We start from the raw sequence: 14,790 nt of genomic DNA, 5'->3' as shown, positions 1-14,790 counted from the left end.
GCGTTGGTTCCGTCGGCGCTTGTCAGCCACCCGGTCAGGCCGTGCGCGCCTTTGCCAGTCCGTCGCGCCGCAGGGCCATGCCGGACGCCAGCCAGAGCGCAACCGCCGCCATGAACCCCGCTACTTCGCCGCCCGTCGGGGCCTTGATGACGAAGCCCATGATCGCGGCCACGATCAGCGCCGTTCCCAGCCCGTAGAACGGCCGGAAGCCCGCGGCGAACGCGATCGGCAGGAAATGCAGTCCGACCACCAGCGCCATCGACGGCAAAAGTAGATCGGGCCGATGTAGGTTCATGACGATGTTGGCGGCGAGGAAGAGCCCGACGCCTTCGCCGATACTGCTCCACAAGATGGCGCGCTCTTCGCACGGTGACGGCCTGATGCCCTCGCCCGGCGTACGGATCACATGGTTCGCGGCGATACTGATCAGGATGAACTCCAGAAAGGGCAGGGCCAGCACGACGCCGTGAAGGTGCCATTGCCAATACAGCGTCATCGCAGCGAACACCGCGCCGAAGAAGCCCATGATCAATGCGCCCCATGCCCCCACAGACAATATCCTTATCACGCCATAGCTCGACCCTATGTCCGCCATCGGGATCGGTCGAGACATCGGATGCCCTCCGCCCGGTACATCTTCGTCATGATGCCGTCAGGAATCGGCCAATACCGATGATGTAGGCTCATCCCGAACCATGCGAGGCCCGCATGGTCGAGGGGGGAGTGGCGATGAGCCTGTTGTCTTCGATCGCGGCGCTGCTGCTGGCCGTTCAGGCGGCCCCCGCCCCCGCCCCTCCCGTCACCAAGCCCCCGTCGCTCGACGAGCGGATGACGCCGCAGCTTCAGGCGGCCGCCCGATCGGTGCGCCTGCATCAGCCCCAAGCGGCGCTCGACATATTGACGCCGGTCCTCGCCGCCTATGAGGCGGATCATGCGAGCGAAACCCGGCGCATCTATTGCGGTATGTCGTTGCAGGAGACGCTGCTCTACCTGTCGATCGCGGCCAAGGATAAGGTGGCGGCGGTCGCGCTGCCGCCCGGCTATTGCACCGCGCTTTATCTGAAGGGCTATGCGCTGGTCGATCTCGGCCGGGTGGCGGAGGCCAAGGCGATCTACGAACGCCTGATGGTGCTGGCACCGATGTATGCGCAGTATCAGACCGAATATGGCCAGCTGATCCGGCTGGAAAAGGACTGGCCGCACATGCTGGCCATCTGCACCCAGGCGAGCGAGGCCGTCCGGATTTCGGACCCAGCGATCAGGCCGATGCAACAGGGCGCGGCCCTGCGCTGCCAGGGCTATGCGCTGACCGAGCTGCACCGTTATGACGAGGCGGAGAAGCGGTATCGCGACGCGCTGGCGCTGAACCCCGACGACGCGCTGGCGCAGCGGGAATTGCACTATATCGCGGAGCAGCGCGCCAAGGCTCCGGCCATAACGAGCTGATCGCGCTCGGACGGCTTGCGCAACGCCCCGGCGCCTCGCATGATCGCGGCGGGACGGTCCTGTCCCCTCGGGCGATTCCCATGCTTCTGCTGCTGCTGCCTGCGCTTCTTCTCGCCAGCGTTCCGGGGACGGCTGCGCCCGTGTCCGTCCCGATCGGCCATTTCCAGACCTGGCTGCCGTCGAGCCGCGCGCCCATGGCCTTCACCTCGGGCGGCGTGTCGGTGGAGGTGGCCCCCCTGCCCTGCCCCGCGCATCCGCAGGGCGATGGCGACTGTCGCTGGGAAGGCTATAACAATCAGGCGCAGGTCACGGTGCGCGCGGGCGGTGTCACGCCGCTATCGGTGACGACCGATCCGCAAAGCGGCTATGCCCGGATCGCGGTCGTGCGGTTCCGCCGCAGCGATCCCCGCCCCGGCGTCATCGTCGAGAGCCAGTCGGGCGGATCGGGCGGCGACCTCAGCGTACAGTTCCTGGTGCCGAGCGGGACGGGCTATCGCGTCCTTCCCCTCGGCCAGACGCCGGCCCACCCCCTGCAAGGGCAGATCGCCGACGAACCGCACGATCTGTCGGGGGACGGGTTCCTCGACCTGACGTTGCGGGACGGGGCGTTCGACAGCGCCTTCGGCTGCAACGCCTGCACCCCGCGCCCGCCCCGGGTCTTCGCGGTGGAGAACGGCCGCGTGGTCGACGAAAGCCGCGATCCTGCGTTGCGCCCGGTCTTTGCAGCCGACATGGCGCTGCTGGAACCCCACTGCCTGTCGAAGGAAACCTATCGCAACGGAACCTGCGCCGCCTATGTCGCCGATGCCGCCCGCGCGGGACGCTTCCGCTCCGCCTGGGTTAAGATGCTGGCGCATTATGAGCGGGGCAGGGACATCTGGCAGCCGGACAAGGGACCGCGTTTCAGGAGCTTCCCAGAATCGCTCCGGGCGTTTCTGATACGGGCAGGCTATCTGCCAACCTAATCCTCCCCGGTACGGGGAGGTGGCAGGGCGAAGCCCTGACGGAGGGGGGCTTCGGCACAGGACGTCCTTTGTGGCACGCCCCCTCCACCACCGCTTCGCGGCGGTCCCCCTCCCCGGGCCGGGGAGGATCAGTGGGTCTGCTCGAACGACATCAGGATCGGACACGGCCCCTCTCCGCCGCTCCCGCATTCTCTCGCCAGATGCGCGAGCGCGCCCCGCGCCTTTTGCAGGCCTGCGATCTGCGCATCGAGCGCGGCGATGCGCGTCTTCGCCAGTTCCCGCACCCGCGCCCGGTCGTCGGTCGCATCCAGCGCCAGCAGCTCGCCGATCTGCTCCAGCGTGAAGCCTGCTTCCTGTGCCGACCGGATGAAGCGCAACCGCCTCACATCCCCCTCGCCATAGCGACGGATGCCCCCTGCCCCGCCGGGCCCCGGCACACGCTCGGGCAAGGGCATCAGCCCGCGCCGCTGGTAATAGCGGATCGTCTCCACCCCCACCCCGCCCTCGCGCGCCAATCCGGCGATTGTCCACTCACCCATGTCTTGACTCCGTACCATGGTACGGATGCCATATGGCGCATGGACCCCAGCCGGAGAAGGACCATGACCGCGCCCCGTAAAGCCATATTGTACCGCATGGTGATGCCCACCCACACCTGCCCCTATGGCCTGAAGGCGAAGGACCTGCTGCGCCGACAGGGTTACGAGGTCGATGACCGCTGGCTGCGCACCCGTGAGGAGACCGACGCCTTCAAGGCCGAGCACGGCGTGAAGACTACGCCGCAGATTTTCGTCGGGGGCGAGCGGGTCGGAGGCTATGACGATCTGCGCCGCTTCTTCGGCAAGCATGTGCCCGATCCCAAAGCGACCAGCTATCGCCCGGTCGCCGCGCTTTTCGTCATGACCGCGCTGATGGCGCTGGCGGCCAGCCAGGCGGTCTATGCCACCCCCTTCACGGGTCGCGCGATCGAATGGTTCGTCGCGTTCAGCATGGCGGTGCTGGCGCTGCTGAAGCTCCAGAATGTCGAGAGCTTCGCGACCATGTTCCTCAACTACGACCTGCTCGCCAAGCGCTGGGTGCCCTATTCCTATGTCTATCCCTTTGCCGAGGCGATGGCGGGGGTGCTGATGATCGCGGGGATCGCGAAATGGCTGTCGGTGCCGATCGCGCTGTTCATCGGGGGCATCGGCGCGGTGTCGGTGGTCAAGGCGGTCTATATCGACCGGCGCGAACTGAAATGCGCCTGTGTCGGCGGATCGAGCAACGTGCCGCTGGGCTTCCTGTCGCTGACCGAGAATCTGATGATGATCGGGATGGCTGTATGGATGATAGTGTCCTGAAAATCCTCCCCGGCACGGGAGGTGGCAGGCCGCAGGCCTGACGGAGGGGGGCTTCCTCACAGGTCGCCCCTAGCGGCGAACCCCCTCCACCATGCTGCGCATGGTCCCCCTCCCCGTGCCGGGGAGGATCAAGTTTCCCCGGGGAAACATTCGCCCCACCTTGCCCAATTGAATGAACTTTGCCATTAACCAAACCCAAAAGCTTCAAGGGGTGCGCGAGTGGCGGAAGATCATGCAATGCTGTCCCAGATCGGTGATCTGGCCAGCGCGGGCGAGCGGATGATCGAGCGGCTTCGTCGCAAGGCATTCCTGCCGGAAAGCCGCAAAGGCCTGCACGTCCGTTTCGGCATCGCGGAGGCGGCGCAGCTGCTCGGCTGTTCGACCAACCGCATCCGCATGGCCGAGGAGGATGGCCGCCTCCCCCCTGCCCCGGCTTCGGAAAGCGGCCGTCGGCTGGGCTATACGGTCGAGGAACTGCTCCACATGCGCGAGGTGCTGGGCGCCTCCCCGGCCCGCGCGCCGCTCGACATCCCCGCGATCATCGCGGTCCAGAACTTCAAGGGCGGCGTCGGCAAGTCGACCGTCACCACCCACCTCGCCCATTATTTCGCCGTGCAGGGCTACCGCGTGCTGGTCGTCGATTGCGATAGCCAGGCGACCACGACGACGCTGTTCGGCTTCAACCCGCATTTCAACGTCACGCGCGAAGAGACGCTCTACCCCTATCTGTCGATCGACCCGACCCAGACCGACCTGGCCTATGCGGTCAAGCCGACGCCCTGGCCCAATGTCGACCTGATCCCGTCGAACCTGGAGCTGTTCGACGTCGAATATGAGCTGGCCGCGGCGGGCTCGGACGGCGGGTCGGTGCTGGCGGCGCGCTTCCGCAAGCTGAAGCGCGGCCTGGCGGACCTCGCGCGCAATTACGACGTGGTGCTGCTCGACCCGCCCCCGGCGCTGGGCACGATCAGCCTGGCGGTGATGCAGGCGGCCAATGCGCTGCTGGTGCCGATGGCCGCGACGACGCCCGATTTCTGTTCGACCGTGCAGTTCCTGTCGATGATGGACCAGGTGCTCAACCAGCTGACGGGTGCCGGGATCGAGGTCGATTACCAGTTCGTCCGGCTGATCTGTTCCAAGTTTGACGGCAACGACCCCAGCCACGCCATGGTCCGCGCGATCATGGAGCAGAGCTTCGGCCCCGCGCTGCTCCCCGTCCCCATCCTCGAGTCGGCCGAGATCAGCCATGCCGCAATGCGGATGATGACCGTCTATGAACTGGAAAAGCCGATCGGCACGCCCAAGACCCACAAACGTTGCCGCGCCAATCTGGACGAGGCGATGCGACAGGTCGAGCAGCTGGTCCGCCAGAGCTGGGGCCGGGTCGAACCCGCCAGCGAGGAGGCAGTAATCCATGCGGCGGCTTGATCCGACTCCTCTTTCCTACATTATAATGTTCTGCCTATGTTCCGGGCGGGAGGCATAAGATGGCGCGTAAACAATCCGATTATCTGGCGGCCCTGCTGGCGGAGGAAGAGGCGGAGGCCCCTGCCCCGGTTCGTGAGGCCGTGGCGGAACGCAGCCGTGGCACGACGCTGTTGGGGCGCGAATCCGCGCTCGCCCGCGTCGCCAGCGGTGAGGTGCGGCAGGTCACGCAGCTGCTGCTCGACCCCGCGCGGGTGAAGATCTGGCCGGGCAATGCCCGCAATTACGACCTGCTGACCGAGGCGCATTGCCGCGAGCTAATCGACTCGATCATCGCCGAAGGGGGGCAGAAGGTCCCCGCCGTGGTCCGCCGGATCGAGGGCGATCCCGATCACGATTATGAGGTGATCGCAGGGACCCGGCGTCACTGGTCGATCAGCTGGCTGCGCGCCAACAGCTATCCCGACATGGTCTTCGTGGCGCAGGTCGCGCAGCTGGACGATGAGGCCGCGTTCCGCCTCGCCGATCTGGAGAACCGCGCGCGCGCCGATGTCTCGGACTTCGAACGGGCGCGCAATTACCTCGCCGCGCTGACCACCCATTATGGCAACCACCAGACCCGCATGGCCGAGCGGCTGAAGCTGTCCAAGGGCTGGCTGTCCAAGATGCTAAAGGTCGCCGCGCTGCCCGACGAGGTGGTCGGCGCCTTCGCCTCGCCGCATGAGGTGCAGCTCAAGCCCGGCTATGCGCTGGCGCAGGCGATGCAGGACCCCATGGAGGCGCCCGCGATCATCGGCGTGGCCCAGTATATCGCTCGCCAGCAGGCCGAGCGGCGCGAGGACGGCCTGCCCCCCATTGCCGCCAGCGAGGTGCTCCACCGCCTGCTGACCGCGCGCAAGATGATGCTGGGCGAGGACGGCGAGCCGGAGCGCTACAGCTATCACAACCGCTATGGCCGCCCCGTGCTGTCGGTCCAGTCGGCCAATCGCCAGGGCGTGACGGTGCGGCTGCACGCCGGTTCGGGCGCGGATGTCGAGGAAATCGTGAAGGCGCTGCGTGGTGCTCTCGAGCATCTCGAACAGACGGGCAGGGGGCTTCAACCCTGATGTTTCCCCGGGGAAACACCGTCGTCCGCCCATCCCGCATGTTTCCCCGGGGAAACATGTGCCGGGACATGCGCGCATGAGCACCAAGCCCAAGGACGGATCGGCCGAACAGTTCGAGCTGTTCCTGCCCTATCTCGCCGACCTGCCGCTGCGCGACCAGCGCGAGATGATGGAGCGGCCCTTCTTCAGCCTGGCCAAGTCGAAACGCGTCAAACCAATCGACTACCGCTCGCCCGACGGTAAGCTGTGGGTGCATGTGTCGGGCAATCCCGATTATGGCATGGCCACGATCTGGGATGCCGACATCCTGATCTATTGCGCCTCGATGCTGGCCGACATGGCGCGGCGGGGGATCAACGACGTGCCGCGCAAGCTGCACCTGATGCCCTATGACCTGCTGCGCGCGATCGGCCGCCAGCCGACGGGGCGCGCCTATGAGCTGCTCGGCCAGGCGCTCGATCGGCTCGTGTCGACCACGGTCAAGACCAATATCCGGGCGGAGAACCGGCGCGAGGCGACGTTCAGCTGGCTCGACGGCTGGACGCAGCTGGTCGATGAAAAGACCGAACGCTCGCGCGGCATGACGATCGAGCTGTCGAGCTGGTTCTACGAAGGCGTTCTGATGACGGGCGGCGTGTTGTCGATCGACCGCGCCTATTTCGACATTTCGGGCGGGCGCGAGCGCTGGCTGTACAAGGTCGCGCGCAAACATGCCGGCGGGGCAGGGGAGGGGGGCTTCGCCATCTCCATGCCGACCCTGTTCGAGAAATCGGGGGCCGAGGGGCAATATCGCCGCTTCAAGTTCGAGATCGCCAAGATCGCCGAACGCAACGAGCTGCCCGGCTATGCCCTGACGCTCGAACAGGCCGAGGGCAAGCGGGAGCCGAGCCTCAGGATGCGGAGGCGCGCCGAAGGGGAGGGGGCCACGCCCGCCGTCCGTGCGCCGAAGAAGCCCAAGGCCGCTGCCGCCCCCCAGCCCAAGGCACCGACGCTGGAAGACACTCCGCCGCCCCCCGCCGACCGCGACCTGGATGCCAGCGCGCTGATCCGGCGCAGCGTCAAGAGCCTGTCGACCCGGTCGACCTTCGGGGAAATCACCGACGCGACCCTGGCGCTGCTGCGGTCCGAATGTCCCGGCTGGGACTATCAGACCCTCCACGCCGAATTCAAAGCCTGGGTCGAGGGCGATCCCGCCCGCACGCCCGTCAGCTATCAGAACGCCTTTATCGGCTATGTGCGCCGCTTCGACGCCAAGAACCGGCACCTGCTTCGCTGACGAGAGGGGAGGGGGGTGCGCGAATGAGGCCCCTCCCCGGCATTTCAGCCGCTAAAAATTCCGCGCATGGGGTGACGCGCAGCCCATAAGCGTTCCCGAAATATCGCGTGTTCGATCACCGCTACGATCGCGCATCCCGGCGGGTCTCCACTTTGAACCTCACCATGCGGGATCGGTCGAAAACTGATTCAATCCGACCCGCTTCATCGGCGTTCGTCACGCCTTTTCGATATATCGGGAACGGGCAACGATACTCTCGGAACGCTCGGGCGATACATCGGGAACGCCCATCACGATATTTCAGGAACATATACTCGATACGTCAGGAACGCCGAGATTCCCAAAAAGCGAGAAAATCCCGCGTTTTAGCCTGTGGAAAACAGCGCTTAACCCTTTAAATCTAATCTAACGTTCTAACCTTTGGATATATTTTTTGAGCTTTTTTGAAGGGGTTGATGAGTTTTCTGAATCAGTCGCTTTTCCACTTTTGGTTTGCGACATATCGATTCACAAAGGGCCATGCCGATCGCACGCGAACATCGCTGGCTCTACCCGATCGACTGGCGCGAACTGTCCGCCCTGATCCGCTTCGACCGCGCCAAGGGACGATGCGAGCATTGCGGACGCCCCCACGGCCGCGAGATCGTCCATCTCGGCGACGGAACCTGGTGGGACGAAACCCGCGCCCGCTGGCGCGACGGCCGGGGCAGGGGGGTCAGGGCACTGACCAGCCCCACCGCCATGATCCACGCCCAGCCGGGCCTGGCAGGCATCGCACCGCCCCTGCCGTTCCGCCGGACCCGCGTGATCCTGGCCAGCGCGCACCTCAACCATGACCCAGGCGACAACCGCCCCCGCAACCTAGCCGCGCTATGCCAAGCCTGTCACATGCGCCATGACGCAAGGGAGCATCGCCGACGTCGGTTGCTCAACCAATTCCATTTGAGTGCTATCCGCGACCTGTTTGTCTAGCCTTACGGTTGTGTTCTTGATCAACGGGTCGCTGAACCGCGCCGGGTCTGCCGGAGGCGTTGGGTTGTGAGTCACGCTGCCATATCGAGGTTGTCTGCGGCAGCATAATATTGTTCTTCGGCTTCGGCAGGCGGGATGTTGCCGATGGGTTCGAGCAGCCGACGATGGTTGAACCAGTCGATCCATTCGAGCGTAGCGAATTCGACGGCTTCGAAGCTGCGCCACGGCCCACGTCTGTGGATCACCTCGGCCTTGTAGAGGCCGTTGATCGTCTCGGCCAAAGCATTGTCGTAGCTGTCTCCGACGCTGCCGACCGACGGCTCTATCCCGGCTTCGGCGAGGCGCTCGGTGTACTTGATGGACAGATATTGCGATCCGCGGTCGCTATGATGGATGAGACCGCCCCGATGGGCCGGTCGTCGATCATGAAGCGCCTGTTCCAGGGCGTCGAGTACGAAGCCGGCATGCGCCGTCCTGCTGGCCCGCCAGCCGACGATCCGCCTGGCGTAGGTATCGATGACAAAGGCGACGTAGACGAACCCCGCCCAAGTCGCGACGTAGGTGAAGTCTGACACCCAGAGCATGTTCGGCGCTGGCGCGTAGAACTTGCGATTGACGTGATCGAGTGGGCACGGCGCCGCTCTGTCACTGATGGTCGTACGCACCGGTTTGCCCCGGATCACCCCTGCCAGGCCCATATCGCGCATCAACCGCGCGACCGTACAGCGAGCGACCGGAAAACCCTCCAGCATCATCTGCCGCCAGACCTTGCGCACGCCGTAAACCGCAAAGTTCTCGGCAAATACGCGCGCGATCTCCGGCTTCAAGGCGACATCCTGCTGCGCCCGCACCGATAGGCGTGTCGGATCCCGCCGCTGCGCGACGCGCTCGAAATACGTCGATGGGGCGATCGGCAGAACGCGGCAGATCGGCTCGACCCCATAGGCTTTACGGTGATCGTCGATGAAGGCGATCATCGTCGGAACGGGCGGTCGAGCTCCGCCTGGGCAAAATATGCGGATGCCTTGCGAAGAATCTCGTTGGCCTGCCGCAGCTCACGGACCTCGCGCTCCAGCGCCTTCACCTTGTCGGCAACCTCGGTCGGGACGCCCGCGCGCTTGCCGCTGTTCACTTCGGCCTTCTTCACCCACTCCAGCAGCGTGTGGCCTGAGCAACCGATCTTCTCGGCAATGGATATGATCGCTGCCCATCGAGACGGGTGATCGCGCTCGTGATCCAGCACCATCCGTACCGCTCGCTCGCGGACCTCAGGTGCAAACTTGTCCGTCGTCTTGCTCATACAGGCTCCACCTTCTCAGGAGTTGGAGCCTCCGGCAAACCCGGCGCGGTTCAACGAGCAGGTAGACCGGATCCAGCGGCCGCTGCTGTCAGATCGCCACCTCGTCGAGCACGGCGTCGGTCACCGTGCTGATCAGGTCCGGCGACACGTCGATGCCGTACAGATCGTGCAGGTGCCCCGTGATCTCCCGGGTGCTCATGCCGCGCGCGTACATCGACACGATCTTCTCATCGAAGCCAGGGAAGCGCCGCTGGTATTTGGCGATCAGCTGCGGGTCGAAACTGCTCTGCCGGTCACGTGGTACGTCGATCGCCAGCTTGCCGGTATCGGTCGTGATCGTCTTCCAGCCGTAACCGTCGCGCGAGTTGCCGGTGCCGTCGTCTCCGGCTAGATGATAATCCATCTCCGCGTTCAAAGCGCGCTCGGTCAGCCTTCTTCAGAGCATCCAGCAGACCGCCCTGCGCCAGGGCGGTACCAGCATCAGCGCAAGCCAGTAGCTGATCAAGCAGTTCGTTCGGTATCGCAGGCTCTTTGCGTCGGGACATACAGGGTCCCCTTCTTCCCCTTTATGCCCGCCCGCACACGAAATTCCTGACACTCCCATATCGATAGCTTGCATAGGCAGATCATAGCAATACACGTCGAGGCGATGATCCCGACAAAGCCTAAACGCAAGGTCGCCATTGGGTACGACGCCAGCATCTACAAGCGCCGCAATCAGACCAAGATAGCTTTGGTCGCTTCAGCATCCGATACGACCGCAGAACCAGCCACTTGAACGGCTTTATATCCCGCCGCTGCCATGATCGGGCTACAATTAATTTCGAGCCGGCCTAATTCGTCACCATCACCCCATCACAGCCGCCCCGGCCAAACCGTTCAGCCCTTGACCGCGTTGAGGATGGCGCGGCCATAGGCGGTCTTCTTGAACCGCTCGCCCGCTTCCCGCGCCTGTTCGGCCGAGATGAAGCCCATTTCGTAGGCGATTTCCTCGAGACAGGCGACCTGCACCCCCTGACGATGCTGAAGCGTGCGGACAAACTCGCCGGCTTCCAGCAGGCTGTCATGAGTGCCGGTATCGAGCCAGGCATAGCCCCGGCCCATCTGTTCGACATAGAGATCGCCCGCTTCCATATAGAGGCGGTTGATATCCGTGATTTCGAGTTCGCCGCGCGCGGAGGGCTTCAGATTGCGGGCGAATTCGACCACGCGGTTGTCATAGAAATAAAGGCCGGTGACGGCATGGTTGGACTTCGGTCGAGCGGGCTTCTCCTCCAGGCTGACCGCGCGACCGCCTTCTCCGAACTCGACCACCCCGTAACGCTCGGGATCTTCGACCCGGTAGCTGAAGACGGTCGCGCCCTTGGGCCGCGCGACCGCGCTGTTCAGCAGGTCGGTCAGATGCGCGCCGAAGAAGATATTGTCGCCCAGCACCAGCGCGACCTGGTCGTCGCCGATGAAGTCCGCGCCGATGGTGAAGGCCTGGGCCAGACCATCGGGGCTGGGCTGTTCGGCATAGGACATGGTCAGGCCGAAAGCGGAGCCGTCGCCGAACAGGCGGCGATAATTGTCGAGGAACTCCGGGCTGGAGATGATCAATATGTCGCGAATACCCGCAAGCATCAGCACGCTGAGCGGATAATAGATCATCGGCTTGTCATAGACGGGCAGCAGTTGCTTGTTGACCGCCAGGGTTGCCGGGTGAAGCCGAGTGCCCGAACCCCCGGCCAGGATGATACCCTTCATTTCGTAGCTCCGATCAGTTCGTCGAGGATGTCGTTGAGAGCCGCCCGCCAGGGGCGCGGCTCGATGCCGTAGGCGGTGCGGATCGCATCATGGCTGAGCAGCGAATTGGCCGGGCGTCTGGCCGGGGTGGGATAGTCGCTGGTCGGTATCGGCAGTATTTCGGCCGTCGTACCCCCGCGCATGCCGCTCTGGCGAAAAATCTCGGTGGCGAAACCCGCCCAGCTGACCGCGCCCGCATTGCTGAAGTGGAAGGTACCGACCGGTGCATCGGCGTCCTCGATCAGGCGAAGCGTGATCGTCATCAGCGCCCGAGCGAGGTCGGCCGCGCCGGTCGGGCTGCCGATCTGATCGTTGACGACCGAGAGCTGGTCACGGGTGGCGCCGACGCGCAGCATCGTCCTGACGAAATTATGCCCATGTGCCGAGACGACCCAGGCGGTCCGCACGATCGCATGGCGCACGCCCGAGGTGCGCACCGCCAGTTCGCCGCCAAGCTTGGACGCGCCATAGACGCCCAAAGGTGCGACCGGATCGTTCACCTCCCATGCGCCCTGTTTGTCGCCGGCGAACACATAGTCGGTCGATACCTGCACCAGCGGGATGGCCGCCTCGACACAGGCCTGGGCGAAGGCGGCCGGCGCCACGGCATTGACCTTCCATGCGGTCACGAGGTCGCTCTCGGCCTTGTCGACGGCCGTATAGGCCGCGGCATTGATGACCGCCGCCCATTCCCGCTCCGCCACCTTGGCGGCGATCGCCGATGTGTCGCACAGGTCGAGCGTGTCGCGATCGATCGCGACCACATCATAGCCCTCGGGCCAGGGGCAGCGCTGGAGCTCGGTACCGAGCTGTCCGCTGGCGCCGGTGATGAGAATGGAGCGGGTCATGGTGCTCGTGTCGGTTCAGGCGGCTACGCCGCGGCGTTCCGACGCCTTGTTGGCGACCAGCGGACGCCACCAGGATTCGTTCGCCAGATACCATTGCACGGTCTTGCGGATTCCGGTCTCGAAGGTCTCGACCGGGGTCCAGCCCAGCTCTGCGCCGATGCGCGAGGCGTCGATCGCATAACGCTTGTCATGGCCCGGGCGGTCGGCGACCTCGGTCATCTGGTCGGCATAGCTCTTGCCGTCGTTGCGGGGACGCAGTTCGTCCAGAATGGCGCAGAGCGTCCTGACGACCTCGATATTCTGTCGTTCGTTATGTCCGCCGACATTGTAGGTCCGGCCCGGCTCGCCTCGCTCGAACACCGCCTGAAGCGCACGGACATGATCTTCGACGTACAGCCAGTCGCGGACCTGATCGCCCTTGCCGTAGATCGGCAGCGGCTCGCCATCCAGTGCCTTGGCGATCATCAGCGGGATCAGCTTTTCCGGGAAATGATAGGGGCCGTAATTGTTCGAGCAGTTGGTGATCAGGACTGGCAGGCCGAAGGTATGGCCCCATGCGCTGACGAGGTGGTCCGACCCAGCCTTCGACGCCGAATAGGGCGACCGTGGGTCATAGGGCGTCTCTTCGGTGAACAGGCCCGTATCCCCCAACGTCCCGTACACCTCATCGGTGGAAATATGATGGAAGCGGAACGCGGCTTTGCCCGCATCGTCCAGTGATAGCCACCAGGCGCGTGCTTCGGCCAGCATCGTGTAGGTGCCCACCACGTTGGTCTGCACGAACGCACCTGGGCCATCGATCGAGCGGTCGACATGGCTTTCGGCGGCCAGATGCGTGATGATGTCGGGGCGGAACGTCTCGATCGCCGTGCGAACCGCGCCGGCATCGCAGATATCGCCCTGGACGAACTGGTAACGCTCGCTCGCGGCGACCCGTTCGACCGTGGTCAATGTGCCAGCATAGGTCAGCTTGTCGAAGTTCAGCACCTCATGCGTGGTGTTCTCAATCAGATGACGGACCAGTGCCGAGCCGATGAAGCCGGCACCGCCGGTGACGAATATGCGCATGCGGATGTCCTTAGAAGAGGGGGGCCAGCGGGCGGCCGTCATAGGCGAAGGGGCTGTCGAAATCCGAGAGTGCGGGCTGCGCCTTATCCTTGTCGCTCAGTTCGGGAACCGTGCCGGCGGGCAGGGGCCAATCGATACCGCCGCCCTGACCATCAACGGAGGTGAGGGTCGGATCGTCCCAGCGGATGCCACCGTCCTGCTGCGGCGCATAAGTGTCCGAGCATTTGTAGACGACTTCGCACCGCTCCTGAAGCGTGATGAAGCCGTGAGCGAAACCGATGGGGATGAACAACTGATGCCCATTTTCGGCGGAAAGCTCGGCCCCGACCCAGCGGCCGTAGCTGGGCGAACCCTTTCGTATATCCACCGCCACGTCGAAGATGCTGCCGCGGATGCAGCGCACCAGCTTGTCCTGCGCGCGCGGTGGCCGCTGAAAATGCAAGCCCCGCAGGGTGAAGGACGGTATCGACAGCGAGTGATTGTCCTGCACGAAGGCACAGGCGATCCCCAACGCATCAAAGGCATCGCGATTGTAAGTTTCGGTGAACCAACCGCGCGCATCGGCGTGACGCTTTGGGCGGATCAGCTGAACGGGACTGGAGTTCATCGGGTACAGGCTTCCGTTTGGCGGGAAAGTGCGCAGCATTCGCGCATATATCGAAGCTGCCGCCACGCAACCCCTGTCTGGCCTGACTTTGCGTTGGCTGGTTGAAAATAGCTGCGGATCGGGGCAGTTGTGCGCCGCGCATGTGCGGAGTGAATGGATAGTGATTTTCGGACTATTGCTGTTGGCGGTCTCGATGCCGCAGGCCGGTGCGAGCCCGCCCTCTCTGGACGCAGGGATTCGTGCCGACGCGGTGCTGCGACGCGCATGGCAGGGACGCCGGGGCGCGGTGGAACGCCTGTGCGGCAAACAGTCCCGTCTGGTGCGGATCCAGGCGCTCGATGCCCGATTTGGTCGGGTTCAACAGGCATATCAGGAACGATTCGGTACGCCGTGGAATGGGCAGGCGTCGGTCAGCGAAAGCCGCCTAGGTGTGAACCAGCCATCGGAAAGGGGCGTGTTTTCCGATCAGGAGGGCGTCGATCCGCGTTGCGTGTCCCCCACGGCCTTTTCCGGGGCGCTGGGCGAATATCAGAATGGAATCCTGCTTGCAGAAGGGGAACTGGGCATCCGCTAGGGCGGAACATCCGGTACGGCCCATGAAACCCGGCGATCACCGGAAGGCTACCGACCATAAAAGTGCGTACGACCTTCC

Annotated in this window: 15 protein-coding genes, 1 pseudogene and 1 other annotated feature; of the genes and pseudogenes, 8 read left to right on the top strand and 8 right to left on the bottom strand. The window is 64.5% G+C overall.

Going from position 1 to position 14,790, the window contains the following annotated elements; translation table 11 throughout:
* Positions 1-34: 34 nt before the first annotated feature.
* On the bottom strand, positions 35-550 hold the full coding sequence (locus tag KV697_RS19955; protein ID WP_219021559.1) for a hypothetical protein: 516 nt from the start codon (positions 548-550) through the stop codon (positions 35-37).
* A 179-nt stretch (positions 551-729) separates the two neighbouring features.
* On the opposite strand from KV697_RS19955, the gene KV697_RS19950 reads away from it, so the two are divergent.
* Together KV697_RS19950 and KV697_RS19945 are read left to right on the top strand one after the other, a co-directional pair.
* A complete protein-coding gene (locus KV697_RS19950; RefSeq protein ID WP_219021558.1) occupies positions 730-1,446 on the top strand; it encodes a tetratricopeptide repeat protein in 717 nt (238 codons plus the stop codon).
* Between the two features lie 80 nt (positions 1,447-1,526).
* Positions 1,527-2,411 (top strand): hypothetical protein, encoded by an 885-nt coding sequence (locus KV697_RS19945; protein WP_219021557.1) that lies wholly within the window; start codon positions 1,527-1,529, stop codon positions 2,409-2,411.
* Between the two features lie 128 nt (positions 2,412-2,539).
* Here the strand turns inward: KV697_RS19945 and KV697_RS19940 are convergent, their stop codons facing one another.
* Positions 2,540-2,950, bottom strand: a complete 411-nt coding sequence (locus tag KV697_RS19940) for a MerR family transcriptional regulator (RefSeq protein WP_219021556.1) — start codon at positions 2,948-2,950, stop codon at positions 2,540-2,542.
* 63 nt (positions 2,951-3,013) lie between these two features.
* Between KV697_RS19940 and KV697_RS19935 the strand changes: the two genes are divergently transcribed.
* From KV697_RS19935 to KV697_RS19915, 5 genes are all read left to right on the top strand, one after another.
* The gene (locus KV697_RS19935; protein WP_219021555.1) at positions 3,014-3,751 is read left to right on the top strand and encodes a glutaredoxin family protein; all 738 of its coding nucleotides are present in this window, start codon (positions 3,014-3,016) and stop codon (positions 3,749-3,751) included.
* Positions 3,752-3,988: 237 nt separating this feature from the next.
* Positions 3,989-5,179 carry an AAA family ATPase gene (locus tag KV697_RS19930; protein WP_219021554.1) on the top strand — a complete coding sequence of 397 codons (1,191 nt, stop codon included), beginning with the start codon at positions 3,989-3,991 and terminating at the stop codon, positions 5,177-5,179.
* A 59-nt stretch (positions 5,180-5,238) separates the two neighbouring features.
* Complete coding sequence (locus tag KV697_RS19925) at positions 5,239-6,282, top strand: ParB/RepB/Spo0J family partition protein (RefSeq protein ID WP_219021553.1); 1,044 nt, start codon at positions 5,239-5,241, stop codon at positions 6,280-6,282.
* A gap of 76 nt (positions 6,283-6,358) precedes the next feature.
* Complete coding sequence (locus KV697_RS19920) at positions 6,359-7,558, top strand: replication initiator protein A (RefSeq protein WP_219021552.1); 1,200 nt, start codon at positions 6,359-6,361, stop codon at positions 7,556-7,558.
* A 519-nt stretch (positions 7,559-8,077) separates the two neighbouring features.
* Positions 8,078-8,530: a hypothetical protein gene (locus KV697_RS19915; protein WP_219021551.1), complete on the top strand. Its 453-nt coding sequence runs from the start codon at positions 8,078-8,080 to the stop codon at positions 8,528-8,530.
* Between the two features lie 71 nt (positions 8,531-8,601).
* Here the strand turns inward: KV697_RS19915 and KV697_RS19910 are convergent.
* The 6 genes and pseudogenes from KV697_RS19910 to rfbC all read right to left on the bottom strand — a co-directional run bounded on the left by KV697_RS19910 (position 8,602) and on the right by rfbC (position 14,177).
* Positions 8,602-9,830 (bottom strand): IS3 family transposase gene (locus KV697_RS19910; protein WP_219021550.1). Its coding sequence is split into 2 segments (ribosomal slippage): positions 8,602-9,542 and positions 9,542-9,830, totalling 1,230 coding nucleotides; the frame shifts between segments, so codons are not numbered across the junction.
* Positions 9,433-9,549 (bottom strand) — a sequence feature (AL1L pseudoknot). It overlaps the preceding gene by 117 nt.
* 91 nt (positions 9,831-9,921) lie before the next feature.
* A pseudogene (locus KV697_RS19905) lies at positions 9,922-10,375 on the bottom strand (transposase); the annotation flags it as partial.
* A 334-nt stretch (positions 10,376-10,709) separates the two neighbouring features.
* The gene (gene rfbA / locus KV697_RS19900) at positions 10,710-11,576 is read right to left on the bottom strand and encodes a glucose-1-phosphate thymidylyltransferase RfbA (protein ID WP_219021549.1); all 867 of its coding nucleotides are present in this window, start codon (positions 11,574-11,576) and stop codon (positions 10,710-10,712) included.
* Positions 11,573-12,463, bottom strand: a complete 891-nt coding sequence (gene rfbD, locus KV697_RS19895; protein ID WP_219021548.1) for a dTDP-4-dehydrorhamnose reductase — start codon at positions 12,461-12,463, stop codon at positions 11,573-11,575. The genes rfbA and rfbD overlap by 4 nt, the downstream gene beginning before the upstream one ends.
* A 15-nt stretch (positions 12,464-12,478) precedes the next feature.
* On the bottom strand, positions 12,479-13,531 hold the full coding sequence (gene rfbB / locus KV697_RS19890; RefSeq protein WP_219021547.1) for a dTDP-glucose 4,6-dehydratase: 1,053 nt from the start codon (positions 13,529-13,531) through the stop codon (positions 12,479-12,481).
* 10 nt (positions 13,532-13,541) lie between these two features.
* Positions 13,542-14,177 (bottom strand): dTDP-4-dehydrorhamnose 3,5-epimerase, encoded by a 636-nt coding sequence (gene rfbC, locus KV697_RS19885; RefSeq protein ID WP_257575914.1) that lies wholly within the window; start codon positions 14,175-14,177, stop codon positions 13,542-13,544.
* Here rfbC and KV697_RS19880 point away from each other — a divergent pair.
* Positions 14,167-14,712 carry a hypothetical protein gene (locus KV697_RS19880; protein ID WP_219021546.1) on the top strand — a complete coding sequence of 182 codons (546 nt, stop codon included), beginning with the start codon at positions 14,167-14,169 and terminating at the stop codon, positions 14,710-14,712. The genes rfbC and KV697_RS19880 overlap by 11 nt on opposite strands.
* Positions 14,713-14,790: the final 78 nt, after the last annotated feature.

The organism is Sphingomonas sanguinis (assembly GCF_019297835.1).
Taxonomy (GTDB): Bacteria; Pseudomonadota; Alphaproteobacteria; order Sphingomonadales; family Sphingomonadaceae; genus Sphingomonas; species Sphingomonas sanguinis_D.
This window is presented reverse-complemented; position numbering and strand designations above follow the sequence as displayed.